Source organism: Nocardia sp. NPDC004654, from assembly GCF_040609595.1.
Lineage (GTDB): Bacteria > Actinomycetota > Actinomycetes > Mycobacteriales > Mycobacteriaceae > Nocardia.
In genome coordinates this window covers 506,851-523,929 of the sequence record NZ_JBEXKI010000003.1, presented here as the reverse complement: position 1 = coordinate 523,929, position 17,079 = coordinate 506,851, and the positions used below count along the sequence as shown (strand labels likewise).

Here is a 17,079-nt window from a genome sequence, read left to right as displayed (position 1 = left end):
AAGGGTGAAGGTAGCCTCGACCAGGGTGTAACGCGGCGCAAGCGTCAACGATTGGTCTGGTAACCGAGTAGATCAGACCGGTCGGCCTGTTGCGGCCGCCCGCCTACACTGATGTGATTGCTCGGACCGCGCCGACCCACGGCAGTTCAGGATGGGCGGGGACTGATCTGCTTTCGGTCGTGCGGTGATAGCTCGACGCGAGAGGTGAATACGCTCGAATGGAAACTGCCCGTCGCTCTACGCGTGGTAGTCGTCGCCGCAGGCCAGGTAGTCTCCTGTTCGGGCAGTTGCTCACTGCCGCGGTGGAGTCCGCGGCCGATGAGGTGGCGGTGCGTTTCGACCCCGCCAACAACCCCGAGACCGCAGTCGAGTTGACCTACCGCCAGCTGGACGAGGACTCGTCTCGGCTGGCCAGGGAACTGATCGAGCGGGGCATCGGCCCCGGCGACGTGGTGGCCATCGGTATCGCGCGGTCCGTCGCGTCGGTGCTCTCGGTCTGGGCCATCGCCAAGACCGGCGCGGCCTACGTTCCGGTGGATCCGAGCTTCCCGCCGGACCGCATCGCGCACATCGTCTCCGACTCCGGGGCCGCGCTCGGCCTGACCACCTCGGCGCACCGACGGGCGCTAGGCACCGGCGTCTACTGGATCGAGCTGGACGACCCGGTGGTGGCCGAGCGCATCCTGCACCGGGAAGAGCGGCCCATCACCTACGCCGACCGGGTTCGCGCGCTGGACGAGCGCCACCCGGCCTACATCATCTATACCTCCGGATCGACCGGTAAGCCGAAGGGCGTCGTCGTCACCCACACCGGTCTCGCGGGTCTGGTGGCCGCCGAACGCGACCACTTCGGGTTCGACGGCGACTCGCGGATGCTGCACGTCGCGTCGCCGAACTTCGACGCGTCCGTGTTCGAAATGCTGCTGACCTTCGCGGCGGGCGCGACCCTGGTGATCGCGCCGCCGAAGGTGTACGGCGGCGACGAACTCACGGATCTGCTGCGCCGCGAGGGTGTCACGCACATGCTGATGACCCCCGGTGCGTTGCAGTCGGTGGACCCCACCGGACTCGACGACCTGCGCGTCGTGATCGCCGGCGGCGAGAAGATCGGCCCGGAACTGGTCGCCCGCTGGGCCGACGGCACGCGCGAGGTCTACAACGCCTACGGCCCGACCGAGGCCACCATCGTCGCCACCAGCACCGCGCCGCTGCACGCCGACGCGCCGATCACCATCGGCTCGGCCATCTCCGGGATGGGCGCGTTCGTGCTGGACAGCGGGATGCGTTTGGTGCCCGCCGGTGTCGTCGGCGAGCTGTACCTATCCGGCCCCGCGCTGGCGCAGGGCTACCTGAACCGTCCCGGCCTCACCGCGGAACGCTTCGTGGCCAGCCCGTTCGGCGGGGAGTCCGATCCGGCGGGCTCGCGGTTGTATCGCACCGGTGACCTGGTGCGCCGCAGCGAGATCGACGGCACCATCGAGTACCTGGGCCGCTCGGACTTCCAGGTGAAGATCCGCGGCCTGCGCATCGAGCTCGGCGAGATCGACAACGCGCTGACCGCCCACCCGGACATCGACTTCGCCGCGACGCTCGGCCGGACGCTGCCCTCGGGCGCGACCGCGCTGGTGTCGTACGTGCTGGCGCGGCCCGGCGCGAGCGTGGACACCGACGCGCTCACGGAGTTCGTCGGCCGGTCGCTGCCCGGCTACATGGTGCCCGCGGTGATCATGGTGCTCGACGAGATCCCGCTCACGCCGGTCGGCAAGCTGGATCGGAACGCGTTGCCCGAGCCCGTCTTCGCGGTCAAGGAGTACCGCGCGCCCGCGACCCCGACCGAAGAGATCGTCGCCGAGGTGTTCGCGGCCCTGCTGCTGACGGACGACCCGGACGCCCGCGTCGGCGCGGACGACGACTTCTTCGACCTGGGCGGTAACTCGTTGCTCGCCGTCCAGGCCATCGCGCGGATCGGCACGGCCCTCGGGACGCGGGTGCCGATGCAGCTGCTCTTCGACGCCTCCACGGTGGCCGGGCTTGCCGCGCTGCTGGAGCAGCATGCCGGGTCGGCGCTCGGCCGCGCGCTGGAGCCGCAGCCGCGTCCGGAGCGGATCCCGCTGTCGTACGCCCAGCAGCGCATGTGGTTCCTGAACCGCTTCGATCCGGCCAGCGGGGTCAACAACATCCCGGTCGCCGTGCGGCTTTCGGGTGCGCTCGATGTGACCGCGCTCGGCGCGGCGGTGCGTGACCTCGTGCAGCGGCACGAGGTGCTGCGCACCGTCTACCCCGAATTCGACGGCGCCGGTTACCAGCTCGTGCTGCCCGCCGACGACCCGCGCGCGCTGCCCGAGCTGGTCGCCGAGACCGCCACGGAGGCCGAGGTGTTCGACCTGGTGGCGGCGGCCGTGACCGAGGGCTTCGACGTGACCGCGGCGGCGCCGATCCGGCTGCGCCTGCTCGCGTTGAGCGAGACCGAGCACGTGCTGGTCTGCGTGGTGCACCACATCGCGGGCGACGGTTTCTCGATGGGCCCGCTGACCCGCGACTTGATGGCCGCCTACGCGGACCGCGTCGCCGGGCGCGCGCCCCAGCTCGCGCCGCTCGCGGTGCAGTACGCCGACTTCACGCTGTGGCAGCGCGAGGTGCTCGGCGCGGAGGACGACCCGGAATCGGTGCTCGCCGAGCAGGTCGCGTTCTGGCGCGCGGAATTGGCCGGGCTGCCCGAGCAATTGGAGCTGCCCGCGGACCGTCCGCGTCCGTCGGTCGCCTCCTACCGCGGCGATGTGCTGCGCTTCGAGATCGACGCCGAACTGCACACCGCGCTCGCCGGGGTGGCCCAACGCCATCACGCGACGCTGTTCATGGTGGTGCACAGCGCGTTGGCGGTGCTGCTGGCGCGGCTGTCGGGCACCAGGGACATCGCCATCGGCACGCCGGTCGCCGGCCGCGGTGACGCCGCGCTCGACGATCTGATCGGCATGTTCGTCAACACGCTCGTGCTGCGCAACGATGTCGACCCGGCCGCGACGGTCGATCAGCTGCTCGCTGCGGTCCGGCAGGGCGATCTCGCCGCCTTCGGGCACGCCGACCTGCCGTTCGAGCGGCTCGTCGAGCTGCTCGACCCGGTGCGCTCGGCGGCGCGGCACCCGCTGTTCCAGGTGATGCTGACCTTACAGAATCTGGCACGCACCGAACTGGAATTGCCCGGACTGACCGTGTCCGGCGTGGACATGACGGTGCCGTTGGCCAAGTTCGATCTGCAACTCTCGATGGCCGAGCGGGTCGATTCCAGTGGTGCCCCCGCGGGCATCTCGGCCGAGATCACCTACGCCACAGATCTTTTCGATCCCGCGACGGTGCGCGGGTTCGCCGACCGATTCGCGCTGGTCCTCGCGGCGATCGCGGGCGATCCCACCGCCGTGATCGGCGACATCGACCTGCTCGCGCCGGAGGAGCGCGCCGCGGTGCTCACCGGCTGGAACGACACCGCGTACCCGGTGCCCGCCGCCACCCTGGTCTCGCTGTTCGAGCGCCGCCGGGCCGCGACGTCGTACGCGACCGCGCTGGTGTTCGAGGACGAGCGGCTTACCTACGCGGAGTTCGGCGCCCGGGTGCATCGCATGGCCCGGCTGCTGCTCGCCGCCGGTGTCGGCCCCGGTTCGCTTGTGGCGCTGGCTATTCGACGCTCGACCGAGCTGGTCGTCGCGATGTACGCGGTGCTGGAGGCGGGCGCGGGCTACGTTCCGCTCGACCCGGACCAGCCCGCCGAGCGCGTGGACTACGTCCTGGAGACGGCCCGTCCCGCCCTGGTCCTCACCACCCAGCGGGACGGTTTCGACACCTCCGCCGCGCCCGTCCTCGCGGTGGACGCGCTCGAACTCGACGGCTACGAATCCGCGCCGATCTCGGATTTCGAACGGGCGCGCCCGATTCGGCCGGGCGACACCGCGTACGTCATCTTCACCTCGGGTTCCACCGGCCGCCCGAAGGGCGTGGCGGTCAGCCATGCCGCGATCGTGAACCGCCTGCTGTGGATGCAGTACGAGTACCCGCTCGGCGCCGACGACGTGGTGTTGCAGAAGACTCCGGCCACCTTCGACGTGTCGGTGTGGGAGTTCTTCTGGCCCTTGCAGGTCGGTGCGCGGTTGGTCGTGGCGAAGCCGGACGGTCACCGCGACCCGCTGTACCTGGCCACGGTGATGCTCGAACAGAACGTCACCACGGCGCATTTCGTGCCCTCCATGCTTTCGGTGTTCGTCTCGACGCTGGCCGACGGTGCGCCGGTGCCGCCGCTGCGTCAGGTGTTCGCCTCCGGTGAAGCCCTGCCCGCGCCGACCGCACAGCGCCTGCGTGAGCTGACCGGTGCGCGCCTGCACAACCTGTACGGCCCGACCGAGGCCGCGGTCGACGTCACCTACCACGAGGTGATCGACGCCGACGAGACCTCGGTGCCGATCGGCCGTCCGGTGTGGAACACCCAGCTGTACGTGCTGGATTCGCGTTTGCACCCCGTCGCCCCGGGTGTCGCGGGTGAGCTGTATCTGGCGGGCGATCAGCTGGCGCTGGGCTACCTCAGCCGCAGCGACCTGACCTCGGATCGCTTCGTCGCCAATCCTTACGGCGCCGCTGGTTCGCGCATGTACCGCACCGGTGACCTGGTGACCTGGAACGCGAACGGTGAGCTGGAGTACTTGGGCCGCACCGACTTCCAGGTGAAGCTGCGTGGTCTGCGTATCGAGCTGGGCGAGATCGAGGCGGCGCTGCTGGCGCAGCCGGGTGTCGCGCAGTCGGTGGTGGTGCTGCGCACCGATCCGCACGCCGGTGATCAGCTGGTGGGTTACGTTGTCGCCGAGCCGGATTCGTCGCTCGAAGCCGAGGCCGTGCGCAAGGAGCTCGCGGCCGTGCTGCCCGGGTACATGGTGCCCGCGGCGCTGGTCGTGCTGGACGCCTTCCCGCTGAACCCCTCCGGCAAGCTGGACCGCAAGGCACTGCCCGCGCCCGTCTTCGGCGGCGGCTCGGAGTTCCGCGCGCCCAGCACGCCCATCGAGCAGACCGTCGCCGAGGTGTTCGCGGCCCTGCTCGGCGCGAACGAGATCGGCCTCGACGACGACTTCTTCGCGCTCGGCGGCAACTCGCTGCTCGCCACCAGGGTGGTGGCCAGGCTGAACGCGGCACTGGACGCGAACATCGAGGTCCGCGAACTGTTCGAGGCTCCCACGGTGGCCGCGCTCGCCGCGCGCGTCGTGCCTGGCGAGCCCGGCGACGCCCGGCCGCCGCTCGTGGCCGCTGTCCGTCCGGACCTGGTGCCGCTCTCGCTCGCCCAGCAGCGCATGTGGGTGATCAACCAGATCGACCCGGATTCGGCCGCCTACAACATCCCGTTCGCCATCCAGCTCGCGGGCAGGCTCGACGTGGCCGCGCTGCAACAGGCCGTGCTCGACGTGCTGGAGCGGCACGAGGCGCTGCGCACCAGCTACCCCGTGTCCGCCGCGGGCGAGCTTCCGCACCAAGAGATCTCGACCGTCGCCGACACGCTGCCCGGCGGGCTCGCGGTGGAGCAGCCGACCGACATCATGGGCCGCGTCGTCGAACTCATGTCGGGCGGCTTCGACGTCACCGAGCGGCCGCCGGTGCGGATCGCGCTGCTCAACGGTGGCGTTCCGGACAAGCACCTGCTCGTCCTCGTCACGCACCACATCGCCGCCGACGGCGCCTCGCTCGCGCCGCTCGCCCGCGACCTCATGACCGCCTACATCGCCCGCACCGAGGGCGAGGCGCCGGGCTGGGCGCCGCTGACCGTGCAGTACGCCGACTACGCGCTGTGGCAGCGCGAAGTCGTCGGCGTGGTGGAGGACGAGAACTCCGTCGCCGCACGGCAATTGGCGTACTGGTCGGAACAGCTCGCCGGTCTCACCGGCGCCGCGGCGCTGCCGCAGGACCGCCCGCACCCGCCGGTGCCGTCGATGCGCGGCGCCTCGGTCGGCTTCCGGCTGCCCGCGGACGTGCACGGCGAACTCGCCCGCCTCGCCCGGGAGCAGAACTCGTCGCTGTTCATGGTGCTGCACGCCGTGCTCGCCGTGCTGCTCGCGCGCCTCACCGGCGACTCGGACGTCGCCATCGGCACTCCGATCGCCGGCCGCGGCGACCGCGCGCTCGACGACCTGGTCGGCATGTTCGTCAACACCCTGACGCTGCGCACCGCCGTCGATCCCGACGCCACTTTCGCCGAACTGGTCCAGGCGGCGCGGGAGACGGATCTGACGGCCTTCGCCAACGCCGACATCCCGTTCGAGCGCGTCGTCGAGACCGTCGCACCCGGTCGCGCGGGCACGAACAATCCGCTGTTCCAAGCGGTTCTGGCATTCCAGAACCTGGAGCGGCCGACTTTGGAGCTGCCCGGCCTGACCGTCGGCGTGCTGGACTCGGAGTCGATCGCGGCGAAGTTCGACCTGCTGCTGAACGTCGAGCCGCGCCACCGCGAGGACGGTTCGCCCGCCGAGCTCGCCGCCGTCTTCACCTACGCCATCGACATCTTCGACGAGGCGACCGTGCGTTCGTTCGCGCGCCGCCTCGCCATGGTGGCCAGCGCGGTCGCCGCCGATCCGCACCAGCGCGTCGGCGCGATCGACCTGCTCGAGCCGGTCGAGCGGGACCGGTTGCGCCCCAACCGTATTCCGGTGTCGCGCGACATCACGCTGCCGCAGCTGCTGCGCACCGCGGTGCAGACCAACCCGGACGGCATCGCCGTCGTGGTCGCCGACGCCGCCGAGCATTACGCCCAACTCCGTTACGCCGACCTGGATCTGCGCTCGACGCTGCTGGCCCGGTTGCTCATCGATCGCGGCATCGGCCCGGACGACGTGGTGGCCGTTGGCATTCCGCGTTCGGTCGAGTCGGTGCTCGCGGTCTGGGCGGTGGCCAAGACCGGCGCCGCCTTCGTGCCGGTGGACACCAACTACCCGGCCGAGCGCATCGGCCACATGGTCAAGGATTCGGGCGCGGTGCTCGGTCTGACGGTCTCCGACGCCCAGCGGGCGCTGCCGGGGCTCGTCGAATGGCTGCTGCTCGACGACATCGAATTCGTCAGCGGGCTCGCGGTGTACTCGGCCAAGCCGATCGCCGACGCCGACCGGGTGCGTCCGCTGCGGCCCCAGCACCCGGCCTACGTCATCTACACCTCCGGCTCGACCGGCACGCCCAAGGGTGTCGTCGTCACACACGCCGGTCTCTCGGGCTTCTGCGACGAACAGCGCGAGCGCTACCGGGTGACGCCCGGTTCGCGGACGCTGCACTTCGCCTCCCCGTCCTTCGACGCCTCGGTGCTCGAGCTGCTGCTCGCGGTGGGCGGCGCCGCGACGATGGTGGTCGCCGCGCCGGAGGTCTACGGCGGCGCCGGTCTCGCGGAGCTGTTGCGCCGCGAGCGGGTGACGCACGCGTTCGTCACGCCCGCGGCGCTGGCGTCCATGGACCCGGCCGGTCTGGACGAACTGCGCGTGCTGATCACCGGCGGCGAGGCGTGTCCGCCGGAACTGGTGCGGCGCTGGGTGATTCCGGTCGCGCACGGCATGCGGCAGTTCTTCAACGCCTACGGTCCGACCGAGGCGACGGTCATGACCAACGTGACGTCGTCGATGATGCCGGACTTGCCGGTGACGATCGGCGCGCCGATCCGCGGCATCGCCGCGTACGTGCTCGACGAGCGGCTGCGCCCGGTGCCGACCGGCGTGGCGGGCGAGCTGTACGTCTCGGGCGCGCAGCTGGCGCGCGGCTATGGCGGCCAGTCCGGCCTGACGGCGAGCCGCTTCGTCGCGGATCCGTTCGCCGCGGGCGGCTCGCGCATGTACCGCACCGGCGACCTGGTCCGCTGGACCCCGCGCGGCGATCTGGAGTACCTGGGTCGCAACGACTTCCAGGTCAAGGTCCGCGGCTTCCGCATCGAGCTCGGTGAGATCGACGCGGTGCTCGCGGCGCACGACAGCGTGGACTTCGTGGTCACCGTCGGACACGAACTCGACAGCGGCAGCACGATTCTCGCCTCCTACGTGCACGCGGCGCCCGGCGCGCTGGTGGACGTCGCGACGCTGACCGCGTTCGCGGAGGAGACGCTGCCGCGCCACATGGTGCCCACCGCCATCACCGTCCTCGACGAGATCCCGCTGACACCGGCGGGCAAGCTGGACCGTCGCGCGTTGCCCGCACCGCAGTTGCAGATCAAGGAGTTCCGCGCCCCCAGCGGGCCGCTGGAGCAGCTCATCGCCGAATTGTTCGGCGAGGCTCTTGGTTCCGAGGAGCCGATCGGCGCGGACGACGACTTCTTCGCGCTCGGTGGAAACTCGCTCATCGCGACCCAGGTGATGGCCCGCCTCGGCAGCGCGCTCGGCGGTCGCCTCGAGGTGCGCGAACTGTTCAACGCCTCGACCGTGGCCGGTCTGGCCGCGCGGCTGGCGCAGAGCCCAGGAGCCGCACCCGCTCGACCGGCGCTGGTCGCCGGTCCGCGCCCGGAGCGGATTCCGCTCTCGCCCGCGCAGCGGCGCTACTGGTTCCTCAACCAGTTCGACACCGCCGCGTCGGCCGTCGACAACATCCCGCTCGCGGTCCGGCTGACCGGTGCGCTCGACGTCGACGCGCTCGGCCAAGCGATCGCCGACGTGGTGGCGCGGCACGAGGTGCTGCGCACCACCTACCCCGGCTCGGACGAGGCGCCGCGCCAGCTCGTCCATCCCGCGTCGGAGCAGCCCGCCGAATTGGTCCCGATCGACATCACCGAGGGCGATCTGCAGTCCGCGGTGGTCGATTTCGCGTTGACCACCTTCGACGTGACGACCGAGGTGCCGTTCGCCGTGACGCTGTTCCGGCTGGCCCCCACCGAGCACGTCCTCGCGATCGTGGTGCACCACGTCGCGGCCGACGGCGCCTCGATGAACCCGCTGGCCCGCGACGTCATGACGGCCTACGCGGCCCGAGCGGCGGGCGCGGCGCCGAGCTTCGCGCCGCTGCCCCTGCAATACGCCGACTACGCGCTGTGGCACGACGCGGTGCTCGGTTCCGAGAGCGATCCGGAATCCATTGCCGCTCAGCAGATCTCCTACTGGCGCACGGCGCTGGCCGGGCTGCCCGATCAGCTGGAGCTGCCCGCCGACCGTCCGCGGCCGCCAGTGCAGTCCTTCCGCGGCGCCACGCTGCGCACGGTGATCCCGGCGGACCGGCACGCCGCGCTGCACGAGCTGGCGCGTGCCAACCACGCCTCGCTGTTCATGGTGGTGCACGCGGCGCTGGCGGTGCTGCTGGCGCGGCTCTCGGGCACCGACGACATCGCCGTCGGCACCCCGCTCGCGGGTCGCGGCGAGCGCGAACTCGACGACCTGATCGGCATGTTCGTCAACACCGTGGTGTTCCGCACCAAGGTGCGCCCCGGCGAGCGGTTCGCCGACCTGCTCACCGAGGTCCGCGAACGCGACCTCGAGGCGTTCGCCAACGCGGACGTGCCGTTCGAGCGTCTCGTCGAGGTGCTCAACCCGGCGCGGTCGACGGCGCGCAATCCGCTGTTCCAGATCGGTCTTTCGTTCCAGAACCTCGCCGAGTCCACCTTCGAGCTGCCCGGAATGACGGTCGGCGCGGTGGATTTCGACGCCAGGCTGGCCAAGACCGATCTGCAGCTGACGGTGACCGACCGCTACGCCGTGGACGGCGCGCCCGCGGAGCTGGTCGCCGACTTCAGCTACGCCACCGACCTGTTCGACGAGGCCACCGTGCGCGGCTTCGCGGAGCGGTTCGAGCGCGTGCTGGATGCCGTGATCGCCGACGCCACGGTGTCGGTGGGCGAGATCGATCTGCTCTCCGCCGAGGAGAGCGAGCGAATCCTGCGGTCCTGGAACGACACCGGACACCCGGTGGATTCCGCGGCGACCCTGGTGTCGCTGCTCGACGCGACCGTGGCCGGTTCGCCGCATGCCCCCGCGCTCGTCGCCGACACCGGCGCGGGCCTGCTCGAGCTGACCTACGCCGAGCTGGACGCTCGGGTCAACCGGTTGGCGCGGTATCTGATCGGTCGTGGTGTGGGTCCGGAGGATCGGGTGGCGTTGGCCATTCGCCGGTCGGCGGATCTGGTGATCGCGATGTACGCGGTGGCCAAGGCCGGTGCGGCGTACGTGCCGATCGATCCGGGTCAGCCCGCCGAGCGTGTCGACTACATCCTGGACACCGCGGCCCCGCGCTGCGTGCTGACCACCGCGGCCGACGGCTTCGCCAGCACCGCCGCGGCGACCGTGTCGCTGGAGACGCTGGACCTGACGGCCTTCTCACCCGCGCCGATCGCGGCGAACGAGCGCAATGGTGTTCTGGTTGCGGCGAATACGGCGTATGTGATCTTCACGTCGGGTTCGACGGGTCAGCCCAAGGGTGTGGCGGTGCCGCACGCGGCGATCGTGAACCAGTTGTTGTGGAAGTCGGACGAATTCGGTCTCGACAGCGAGAATGTGGTGCTGCTGAAGACGGCGGCGACGTTCGACTTGTCGGTGTGGGAGTTCTGGTCCGCGGCCGTCAGCGGTGGTCGCCTCGTCGTCGCCTCCGCCGATGGCCATCGGGATCCGTCGTACTTGAACGCGTTGATGCGTTCGACGGGTGTGACCACGTTGCATGTGGTTCCGTCGATGCTCGACGCGCTGCTCACCGACTCCGAAGGGCGGCTGCCCGAGTCGCTGCGGCGGGTGCTGGCGATCGGTGAGGCGCTGCCCGCCGCGCTGGCCCAGCGGGTCCGCGCGGGCGGCACCGAGCTGTTCAACCTGTACGGTCCGACCGAGGCGGCGGTGTCCATCACCAACCACCCGGTCACCGATGCCGATGCGGGCTCCGTCCCGATCGGCGTGCCGGAGTGGAACAGCCGCGTCTACGTGCTCGACGCCATGCTGCGCCCCGTCCCCGCGGGCGTGCCCGGCGAGTTGTACTTGGCCGGTGCGCAATTGGCGCGCGGCTACTTCGCGCGTCCCGGTCTCACCGCCGACCGCTTCGTCGCCGATCCGATCGCCGCGGCGGTCTCCGGCGACGCGGGCGCGCGGATGTACCGCACCGGCGACTTGGTGGTCTGGAACGCCGACGGCGAGCTGGAGTACCGGGGCCGCACCGACTTCCAGGTGAAGGTCCGCGGTTTCCGCATCGAGCTCGGCGAGATCGACGCCGCGCTCACCGCGCAGCCCGGCGTCGACTTCGCGATCACCGTCGGCCGCGAAACCGGCGGGCGCGCGACGACGACTCTCGTCTCCTACGTGGTGCCGCTCCAGGGCGCGCGGCTCGACCCCGACGCGCTCGTCGCGCAGCTGGGCCACCAGCTGCCGGATTACATGGTGCCCGCGGCGGTCGTGGTGCTCGACGAGCTGCCGCTGACCTCGGTCGGCAAGGTGGACCGGTCGGCGCTGCCCGAGCCGGTGCTGCCGACCCGCGAGTACCGCGCGCCGCGCACGGCGGAGGAAGAGGTCATCGCGTCGGTCATCGGCGAGGTGCTCGGCATCGAGCGCGTCGGCGTCGACGACGACTTCTTCGCCCTCGGCGGCGACAGCGTCGTCTCCATCCAGGTGGTGGCGCGGGCGCGGGCCAAGGGCGTGCTGTTCACCCCACGCCACGTCTTCGAGGCGCGCACCGTCGCGGCGCTCGCCACGGTCGCCACCTCGGCCGCAGCCGCCGTCGCCGAGCAGACCGGCGAGCTGCCGCTGACCCCGGAGGCCGCCCGCCTGCTCGCGGCGCGTCCGGACGGTGTCGAGGTGCGGGCGATCGTGCTCGATGTGCCCGCCGACCGCCCGGTGCCGATGGTGCGGGCCGCGATCGACGCGGTGCTGCAGCAGAATCCGATGCTCTGGGTGCGGCTGCGCCCGGCGGCCGACGGCGTTCCCGCGGCCTTCGACCTGCCCGCCGCGCCGACGCCGGACGACCAGCCGTTCTACCTGCTGGAGGACACCGCGGCCGCCGCCGTCCCGCTGGACGACGTGGTGCAGGCCGCCGCCGCGGCGCTCGACCCGACGCAGGGGCGCAACATCCGGTTCGTCCGCATGGGTCCGGACACGGCCGCCCAACTGGTCGTCGTCGCCAACGGGCTCGTGCTGGACGACCACTCGTGGCGCACCGTCATCGATCAGCTCACCGCGGGCTGGTCGCGGCACCGCCACGCCGCGCCCGAGGCGACCGAATCCGGTCTCGGCACGGTGCTGCGCGCCCTCGCCGCGAAGGCCGAGGACCCGGCGACGCTCGCCGAATTGCCCTGGTGGCAGCAGACCTTGGCGGATGTGACGGCGGAACCGCCTGCGGGAGCCGATCTCTCGATTCGCTCGCGCGTCTCGCTCACCATCACCTCCGAGGGTGCGGCCGCGGTGACGACGATGGCGCAGGCCTACCACGCCACCGTCGACGAGGTGCTGCTCACCGCGCTGGCCATCGCCATGCGCACGGCAGGGAAGGAAACCCTCGCGCGCGCCGCGGGTCCGGTGGTCCGGCTCACCGCCGACGCACGCGATCGGGCGCACTCGGACCTGGTCGGCGGCTTCACCACCGACTACCCGCTGCCGCTGGTGCTGTCCGGCGTCGACATCGCCGACGCACTGGTGGGCGGCCCGGCCGCGGGCGTCGCGCTCGGGCAGATCAAAGAGCTGCGCCGCTCGGTGCCTTCGGGCGGTGTCGGCTACGGCCTGCTGCGCTACCTCAACGGCGCGGCCGAACTGCCCGCCGCGGGCCTGATTCGGTTGCGTTACCGGGACGTGCGCCCGGCGAAGATGCACACCGACGCCGCGGCCGAGGATCTGCTGCTCGACATCGTCGTGGAGGCCACCCGCGAGGGCCTGCGCGCCAGGTTCGACTTCGCCGCAGCCGTTTTCGCCGGTGACGACGTGAAAACCTTTGCCGAGCACTGGGTCAGGGCCCTCGGCGGTCTCGCCGAGCACGCCCTGCGCCCCGGCGCGGGCGGCTACACGCCGTCGGACTTCCCGCTGGTGCGGCTCACCCAGTCCGATCTGGACCGGTTCGGCGGCGCGTACCCCGAACTGGGCGACGTCTGGCCGATGACGCCGTTGCAGTCGGGCATGCTGTTCCACGCGCAGCTCGCCGACGCCTCCATCGACGCGTACATGCTGCAGTTCGTGCTCGACCTCGACGGCAGGGTGGACGCGGCGCGGTTGCACGCCGCGGCCCAGGCGCTGCTCGATCGGCACGCCAACCTGCGGGTCGCCTTCGCCGACACCGGCGACGGCCGCGCGGTGCAGGTGGTGCCGGATTCGGTCCAGGCGCCGTGGCGTCAGATCGCGCTCGACCACCTCGATCCGGCCGTCGCCGCGAGCGAGGCGGAGCGGATCAAGGCCGCCGACATGGCGCAGCACTTCGACATGCGAACCGCGCCGCTGCTGCGCTTCACGCTGCTGCGCACGGCCACCGAGCGGTTCCACCTGATCGTGACCAGCCACCACATCCTGCTCGACGGCTGGTCGGTGCCGCTGCTGATGCGTGAGCTGCTGACCGTCTACGCGCTCGGCGTCCGCTCTCGTCATCTGCCGAAGATCCGGCCGTACCGCGACTACCTGGAGTGGCTGGTCGCACAGGATCCGGACGCGGCGCGCCAGGCGTGGCGCTCGGCGCTGGCGGGCGTCACCGAGCCGACCCCGCTGGTCGGCGCGGCGAACCGCGAGATCGCCGCGGGCATCGGCGAAGTCGACTTCGTCTTCTCGCCTGAGCAGACCGCGGCACTGACCGGCGCGGCCGCGCGCGCGGGCGTCACGGTGAACACCGTGGTGCAGGCCGCGTGGGCGCTGCTCATCGGCCGTGTCACCGACCGTGACGACGTGGTCTTCGGCGCGACCGTCTCCGGCAGACCCGCCGAGCTGGACGGCGTGGAGACCATGGTCGGCCTGTTCCTCAACGCCATTCCGGTGCGGGTGCGCCTCTACGCGACGCAGACGCTCGCCGAGCTGCTTCGCACGCTGCAGGACGAGCAGGCGGCCCTGCTCGACTACCACTACCTTGGCCTGAGCGAGATCCAGAACACCATCGGTGTGGACGGCCTCTTCGATTCGCTCGTGGTGTTCGAGTCCTACCCGGTGGACCGGGAGGGATTGCGCCGCGCCAGTGCGATCGACGGCATGAGCGTCAGCGGCGTGCACGTCGCCGACGGCACGCACTATCCGGTGTCGGTGATCGTCGCGCTCGGCGAGCAGCTGCACGTCGGGATCAAGTACCTGCGCGACCTGTTCGACGAGGCCGCCGCGCGGACCCTCGCCGACCGGCTCGCCGCGCTGATCGGCGCGTTCGTCGCCGAGCCGCGCGCGCGGGTCGCCGAGGTCGACGCGCTGCTCGGTCAGGAACGAGCCGCGCTGACCGCCCGCAATGCCACCGAAGTGCCCGAGCTGCTGGACGATTCGACGCTGCTCTCGCTGTTCGACGCCCAGCTCGCCAAGACACCGAACGCGACAGCGCTGATCTTCGGCAACACCAAGGTCAGCTACGCCGAACTCGACGCTAGGTCGCGGCGGCTCGCGCGGGAGCTGTCCGCGCGCGGCGTCGGCCCGGAATCGCTGGTGGCCGTGGCCATGCGGCGCAGCGTCGACCTGGTCGTCGCCATCTACGCCGTGCTGCGCGCGGGCGGCGCGTACGTGCCGGTCGACCCGGACCATCCGGTGGAGCGCAGCGAGTATGTGCTGGCGGGCGCGTCGCCGGTGTGCGTATTGACCACGGCGCGAACCGGTTTCGGCACGGCCACCGGTGTGCCGGTGGTCGCGGTGGACGCGCTCGAGTACGCCCCGAGCATTGTCGCGACCGCCGATGCGCCGGTGCGGGCCGACAACGTCGCCTACGTCATCTACACCTCCGGCTCGACCGGCCGCCCGAAGGGCGTGGCGATCACGCACCGGCAGATGGCCAACCAGTTCCGCTGGGCCCAGCGCGCGTACCCGCACGACGGCTCCGACGTGGTGCTGCACAAGACGCCGATCACCTTCGACATCTCGACGTGGGAGTTGTTCTGGCCGTTGCAGACCGGCGCCGCGGTGCTGATCGCCGAGCCCGACGGGCACCGCGATCCGGCCTACCTGGCACGGGTCATCGCCGAACATCGCGTCAGCACGGTGCATTTCGTGCCCTCGATGCTCGACGCGTTCCTGGACGGTGCGGACGAGGACGCCCATCTCCCCGCGCTGCGCCGGGTCTTCGCGGCCGGTGAGGCGCTCTCGGCGGAGACGGCCGAGGCCTTCGCCGCCGCGCTGCCCGACGCCGAGCTGGTGAACTGGTACGGCCCCGCCGAGGCGACGGTCGTCACCGCGCACCCCGGCCACGCGGACGGCGGTTCGGCCGTGCCGATCGGTACGCCGGTGGCCAACACCAAGGTGCACGTGCTCGACCGCCAGCTGCGCCCGGTGCCGCTCGGCGCGGCGGGCGAACTGTACGTCGCGGGTGTGCAATTGGCCCGCGGCTACCACGGCGCGCCCGCACTCACCGCGGAACGCTTCGTCGCGCACGAGGACGGCGAGCGGCTCTACCGCACCGGCGACGTGGTGCGCTGGCGTCCGGTCGGCGACGGCGCGGCGCTGGAATACCTGGGCCGCAGCGACTTCCAGGTCAAGCTGCGCGGTCAGCGTGTCGAGCTCGGCGAGATCGAGGCCGTGCTCGCCGATCACGACGAGGTGCGCCACGTCGCGGTCTCGCTGGTCCGGCTCGCCACCGGCGATCGGCTGGTCGCCTACGTCGTTCCGGTGCCCGGCTCGGCCGTGGACATCGATGACCTCCTCGCGTACGCACGCGCCGCGCTGCCCGCGTACATGGTCCCCTCGGCGATCGTGCCGCTCACGGCGATGCCGCTGAACGCGAGCGGCAAACTGGATCGCCGGGCGCTGCCCGAGCCGCAGCTGGCGTCCCGCGACTACCGCGCACCGGCGACGCCGATGGAGCAGGCCGTCGCCGCGGTCTTCGCCGAGGTGCTCGGCGTGGACCGGGTCGGCGCCGACGACGACTTCTTCGATCTCGGCGGCAACTCGCTGGTCGCGACCCGCGTGGTCGGCAGGCTGCGCGGGCTGACCGGCGCCGAGGTGCGGGTGCAGTGGTTCTTCACCGACTCCACGGTCGCCGCGCTCGCCGCCAAGATCAGCACCGCGCAGGAGAACGGCGTCGACTACTCGGCCGATTCGGCCGCCGCCCTCGGCCCGCTGCTGCCGATCCGCGGCACCGGTTCGGCGGAGCCGCTGTTCTGCTTCTACCCGATGGCCGGACTCTCGTGGAGCTACGCGGGCCTGGTGCCGTACGTGGATCGGTCGCGTCCGATCATCGGTCTCCAGTCGCCCGCGCTCTCCGAGGACGACTACCTGCCCGAGTCGCTCGACGCGATGGCGGCGCGCTGCCTGGCCGAGATCCGCTCGGTCCAGCCGCAGGGTCCGTACCACCTGCTCGGCTGGTCGCTCGGCGGCATCCTGGCGCACGCGGTCGCGGTGCGGTTGCAGGCGGCGGGGGAGCGGGTCGCGCTGCTCGCCATGCTGGACAGCCACCACGACATCGGCGCCGGTGATTTCCGCGACGCGCTGCGCGGTGCGCTCGCCGAGATCGGCATCGGCGCCGACGACCTGCTCGGCGGCGATGACGTGCACGATCTCAGCGATGCCTCGCTCGCCGCGCTGCACGCCACCATCCCGCCGGAGCTGGCCGTGCTGACGCCGGAACGGCTGCGCCGCATCTACCGCAGCGCGGTCCGTTCGGCGGAGCTGATCGCCGAGCATCGGCCCGGCGTGTTCCGGGGCAGGCTGGAGTACTTCAGCGCCCGGATCCTCGGGGCGAACCTGGTGCACGGCATCGACCCGGAGACCTCGGCGAACAAGTGGCAACCGTTCGTCGACGGCGTTGTCGCCGATCACCCGATTCAGACGACGCACGACGAGATGACCTCGCAGATGGCGCTAGCCGAGATCGGACCGAGACTGTCGTCATTGATTCCCGGGGCCGGAGAAGATCACAATCCGGCTGGTCAGGCATGATGGGGCAACGGGTAGGTAACAATGCCCCCTGTTCTGACGACTACATAGGCCGTATGGTCTGGGCGTGGCGCCAACGCGTGGACGTCCGGCGGCCAGGGGA

The 17,079-nt window shown here is 71.3% G+C and carries 1 protein-coding gene; it reads left to right on the top strand.

The features are described from left to right. Nucleotides 1-287 precede the first annotated feature (287 nt). A complete protein-coding gene (locus ABZV58_RS12265; RefSeq protein ID WP_355000196.1) occupies nt 288-16,979 on the top strand; it encodes an amino acid adenylation domain-containing protein in 16,692 nt (5,563 codons plus the stop codon). Nucleotides 16,980-17,079 lie beyond the last annotated feature (100 nt).